6 protein-coding genes are annotated in these 4,688 nt (G+C 34.4%); 5 read left to right on the forward strand and 1 reads right to left on the reverse strand.

Annotated elements, in window-relative coordinates; translation table 11 throughout:
- Nucleotides 1–239 precede the first annotated feature (239 nt).
- The 5 genes from LQ668_RS12185 (at nucleotide 240) to LQ668_RS12205 (ending at nucleotide 3,937) form a co-directional block, all read left to right on the forward strand.
- Nucleotides 240–2,093: a heavy metal translocating P-type ATPase gene (locus tag LQ668_RS12185; RefSeq protein ID WP_031797731.1), complete on the forward strand. Its 1,854-nt coding sequence runs from the start codon at nucleotides 240–242 to the stop codon at nucleotides 2,091–2,093.
- A gap of 192 nt (nucleotides 2,094–2,285) precedes the next feature.
- On the forward strand, nucleotides 2,286–2,519 hold the full coding sequence (locus LQ668_RS12190) for a heavy-metal-associated domain-containing protein (RefSeq protein WP_031797730.1): 234 nt from the start codon (nucleotides 2,286–2,288) through the stop codon (nucleotides 2,517–2,519).
- A 47-nt stretch (nucleotides 2,520–2,566) separates the two neighbouring features.
- On the forward strand, nucleotides 2,567–2,866 hold the full coding sequence (locus LQ668_RS12195) for a hypothetical protein (RefSeq protein ID WP_026907429.1): 300 nt from the start codon (nucleotides 2,567–2,569) through the stop codon (nucleotides 2,864–2,866).
- A gap of 65 nt (nucleotides 2,867–2,931) precedes the next feature.
- Entirely contained in the window at nucleotides 2,932–3,165 is a 234-nt protein-coding gene (locus tag LQ668_RS12200) for a heavy-metal-associated domain-containing protein (protein ID WP_031797729.1), read from the forward strand.
- Nucleotides 3,166–3,229: 64 nt separating this feature from the next.
- Nucleotides 3,230–3,937, forward strand: coding sequence for a Crp/Fnr family transcriptional regulator (locus LQ668_RS12205; protein ID WP_031797728.1), 708 nt, complete (start codon nucleotides 3,230–3,232; stop codon nucleotides 3,935–3,937).
- Between the two features lie 260 nt (nucleotides 3,938–4,197).
- Here LQ668_RS12205 and LQ668_RS12210 read toward each other — a convergent pair whose 3' ends face one another.
- Nucleotides 4,198–4,527 (reverse strand): hypothetical protein, encoded by a 330-nt coding sequence (locus LQ668_RS12210; protein ID WP_239776051.1) that lies wholly within the window; start codon nucleotides 4,525–4,527, stop codon nucleotides 4,198–4,200.
- Between the last annotated feature and the right edge of the window lie 161 nt (nucleotides 4,528–4,688).

Consider the following 4,688-nt stretch of genomic DNA (forward strand, 5'->3'; position numbering starts at 1 on the left):
TGATATTAAGCCAATCCTACCGTTCCCTAAAAAACAGGACACTCAAAACCAAGACATCTTTATTGTATGTTCGATAATATATAAGAGTTATTCAGTAAAACAGTTAGATTTGTTTTGCTGTTCTTTTATAATTTTTCACTTTTACAATAGAACTTGATACTAATCAATTTTTATTTTATAGAAACATCCTATACTAGAGTCATCAACAAGGAATACAAATGAAATTGGAGGGAATCAACATGCAAAGATATATATTAAGTAAAAAGAATTCCATTACACTGGTCAGTGCAATTTTGATTGCACTTGCATTCTTCGGACGATTTTCCTTAGACAACATGGCCATTTTCAATTGGTCGCTCATCATTGCATCCATTCTTGGTGTGGCGCCGATTGCAATCCAAGCCTATCAGGCATTAAAAGTAAAAGTTGTCAGTATTGATGTTTTAGTTACCATTGCAGTTATTGGGGCAGTATTGATTCAAAATTATGAGGAATCAGCCATCGTTACTTTCTTATTCTTATTTGGTTCATACTTGGAGCAACGTACCTTGAACAAAACACGTTCTGCCATTAAAGAATTAACAGAGCTGGCACCAGAAAGTGCTTTAAAGCAAATGGAAAACGGAGAATTTGAAGAAGTAGATGTCAATGATGTAGACGAAGGTGATATTTTATTAGTTAAAACGGGTGCAAAAGTTCCGGTAGATGGAACAGTGTTAACTGGTGAAGGTCACATTAATGAAGCAAGTATTACTGGAGAATCTTTACCTGTAAGTAAAAAGGTTGATTCTGAAGTATTTGCAGGATCTATCTTAGAAAATGGAACGATCCAAATTCGAGCTGATCGCGTTGGAGAAGATACAACATTTGGTAGAATTATCGAATTAGTGGAAGAGGCACAGGATTCCAAATCAGAAGCAGAACGTTTCATTGACCGATTCTCTAAATATTATACACCAGCTGTGTTAGTCCTTGGTTTTATTGTTTGGTTTTTCTCAAAAGATATTGAACTAGCTATCACGATTCTTGTTTTAGGATGTCCAGGTGCATTAGTTATCGGGGTTCCTGTATCCAACGTTGCCGGTATCGGAAACGGTGCACGTAATGGTGTCCTCTTAAAAGGTAGTGAAGTTATCAATGACTTTAGCAGAGTAGATACTATCGTTTTTGATAAAACAGGAACATTGACAGTAGGAAACCCTGAAGTTGCCGAAAAAGAATTTTACGGAAAAAATACTGAAGAGGTTCTAGGATATTTAGCAAGTGTGGAGCGTGAATCGGACCACCCACTAGCGAAAGCTGTCCTACAGGATATTGGCGAGACAACTTTCTCTACTGTTGAAGAAACCGAAGTCGTTAAAGGTGGCGGAATTGTAGCAAAAATAGGTGTTCATCGTATAGCCGTTGGTAACGTAGCATTAATGGAAAAGGAAAATGTGAAATTAAGCGAAAAAGCTAAAAAAGACGTCGAACGCTTTGAGAAAAATGGGAATTCTCTTGTGTTAACTGCGGTCGACGGAGAATTAAACGTTCTGATGGGTATTCGGGATCAAATCCGTCCAGGTGTTAAAAAAGATCTTCAAAAACTGAAAAAACTAGGGGTCAAAAACCTTGTCGTTCTTTCTGGGGACAACCAAGGAACCGTAGATTTAGTTGCTCGAGAACTTGGGTTAACAGAAGCACACGGTCATATGCTTCCAGAAGGAAAATCTGCTTATATCGAAAAAATGCAAGCAGAAGGCGGGATCATTGCCTTTGTCGGTGACGGAGTGAATGATAGTCCTTCATTAGCCTTAGCAGATATCGGAATCGCCATGGGAAGTGGAACAGATGTTGCAATTGAAACATCAGATGTTGTTTTAATGAATTCTGACTTTAGTCGTTTACCACACGCATTAGGCTTAACAAAATCAACTTCAAGAAACATGAAACAGAACATCGCCATAGCAGTTGGTGTGGTATTAATCTTACTTGCTAGCCTACTATTTAGTGAATGGATGAATATGTCAATCGGGATGTTGGTTCACGAAGCAAGTATCTTAGTAGTCATCTTGAATGGTATGAGATTGCTTCGATACCGTTTGAGAGGATAAATTTAATAGAAAGCGGTCTTGACGAATGATAAAGGGGAAGTATTCAGGTAGGAAGAACAAAATACTCCCCTACTTTTTCTTGAAACTTGATTTGCGTCAATTTCATTTCGTTGAACCTCAGCTATACTTAAATTGTAAAGAAGAAGAGGGAAAACAAAAAAGTCAAAGATAAGATGAAAGGAGAAATAATTCATGCAAAAAGCAGTTATTCAATTAGAAACATTATCTTGTCCATCTTGTATGCAAAAGATTGAAAATGCGGTGAAAGGATTAAATGGGATTAATCAAGATAGCTTAAAAGTATTATTCAATGCCAGTAAAGTAAAAGTAGATTTTGATTCAGAAACGATCACCGTTAACGATATCAAAAAGGCAATTGAAGACTTAGGATATCCCGTTGTTAAATCAAAAGTAAAATCTGCCTAAGACAAACACACATAACAAAAATTATATATAGAAAGAGGGAAATAATAATGTCTGAACAAACATTTAACGAAGTAATAACAAACCATTTTGAAAAACTGGATTTATACACCACTGCAATTACACGGGCCCATGGTAAGAATCACCCAGAAGCCTTTGAAGTACGTGAATTGTTTGAAACAATTAGTGGAAAAGTAAAAGACGCAGGTACGAACAAACCTGACTTAGATGCTGAATTTGCTCAATTACGAAAAATCACAGACAACTACACCATTCCTGGAGATGTATGTGAAACGTATGCAGGCACATTCGAGATGTTATCAGAAGTAGATAAAGCATATCAGGCTTAAAGTAACTCAAAAACAAAAGAATAGATTGGTTTACGGTCGTTAAAAAATGAAGGGGGAAATGATTTATGCAAAAAGCAACGATTCAATTAGAAACCTTATCTTGCCCATCTTGTATGCAAAAGATTGAAAATGCGGTGAAAGGAATAAACGGTGTGAATCAAGATAGCTTGAAAGTAATGTTCAATGCAAGTAAAGTAAAAGTAGATTTTGATTCAGAAGCAGTCGCTATTAACGATATCGAAAAGGCAATTGAAGACTTAGGATATCCTGTTGTCAAATCAAAGGTAAAACCTGCTTAATCGAGTGAATAGAAAGGAAGCCTAAGATGCCCTCTTAGGCTTTTTATAAAAAGGAGAGGTTATTTTGGAACAAAACCAATGTTGTCATCACCAACATGGACATGCAGAATGTATTCGTATTGTTCCTATTTTTAACCATTTGAAAGACTCACAAATGGATTTGATTGCGGAATCTGCCAAGACACTTCATCTACAAAAAGGGGAAATGTTATTCCGTGCAGATGAGGAAGATGATACCTTATATATTATCAATTCGGGTAAGGCTCGGATTTATCGCTTATCGGATTCTGGAAAAGAACAACTTGTTCGCATTTTAAATCCCGGTGATTTTACAGGTGAAGTCGCTATTTTCCAACCTGGAAGTATTCATGAGAACTATGCGGAAGCACTACAAAATACATCCATTTGTTTAATTAAACGAGAGGATTTACAAGAGTATTTGGTGAAATATCCGCAGATCTCATTAAAAATACTGTCAGAAGTAACGATGCGTTTGAAGGATTCTGAAAAACAAACCACACAAGTAGCGATTGAAAATGTAGAAACCCGCATTATATCCTTTTTAGCTGAGAATGTTGAAAAGGGAAGTGGCAATAGTCCAACGATTATCTTACCAATGTCCAAAAAGGATTTAGCCTCGTATCTTGGTACCACACCAGAAACAATCAGCCGTAAATTTACTAATCTAGAAGAACTTGGATTGATCAAACGGTTACCGAAAAAGAAAATTAAAATAATGGATTTAGATCAATTGTTACTTCATACTGAATGAATATAAGAGGGTAGCGTGCCATTATCTAACGGGTTAAGTTTAATAGTACAAAACATAAAATAACAAACCTTTTAGCAATCCAATTAGCATATAAAATGGATTGCTAATTTTTGTTGGTTTAACAATGTCTATCTACAAAAAAGAAAGAAAAATGGCTCCTTATTTGACACTTATTTTACCAAGATGACATAATTTTGTGTCAACTTCATTATTTATTGCATTATCTAATCTTTTCACTCCTTGAATTTTTACAATAGACATTATTCATCACTTTCTTTTCTATATTTATTTAAGATCTCCATAAGTTGATTAAAATCTTCTTCTTCAAGTTCTCCAATTCTTGAAATAATTCTCTGATTTATTTTATAAAAAAGTGTATCAAGTTCATTAGAGAATAAAACTAATTCTTCATAATCATATTCAGTAGGTATAAATTCTTCAATAAATAATTCTATAAAAGGTCTGTAACCTTCATTCCAATTAAACTCTTTCATCATCTCAATAAAGTTTAATAAATGAGTGTTTATATGACTAACAACTTCATCATAAATTAAATATAATGGGATTGTTTTTTTCTGTTGTTCAAACATTATTTTAGCTTTTCTAGGTGTAATGTTTTCTAAACCTTTTCTAGTATCGTTAATCTTTCTTCTTCTTTTAGTTTTCTTTCAATATCATTCAATTTATTTTTTATTCTTTTTATATCAGATTGTTCAGCAAATCCAAAAAAATGAATATGTTTTAAAAGGGT

It is taken from the genome of Mammaliicoccus sp. K-M42, assembly GCF_022386375.1.
Lineage (GTDB): Bacteria > Bacillota > Bacilli > Staphylococcales > Staphylococcaceae > Mammaliicoccus > Mammaliicoccus fleurettii.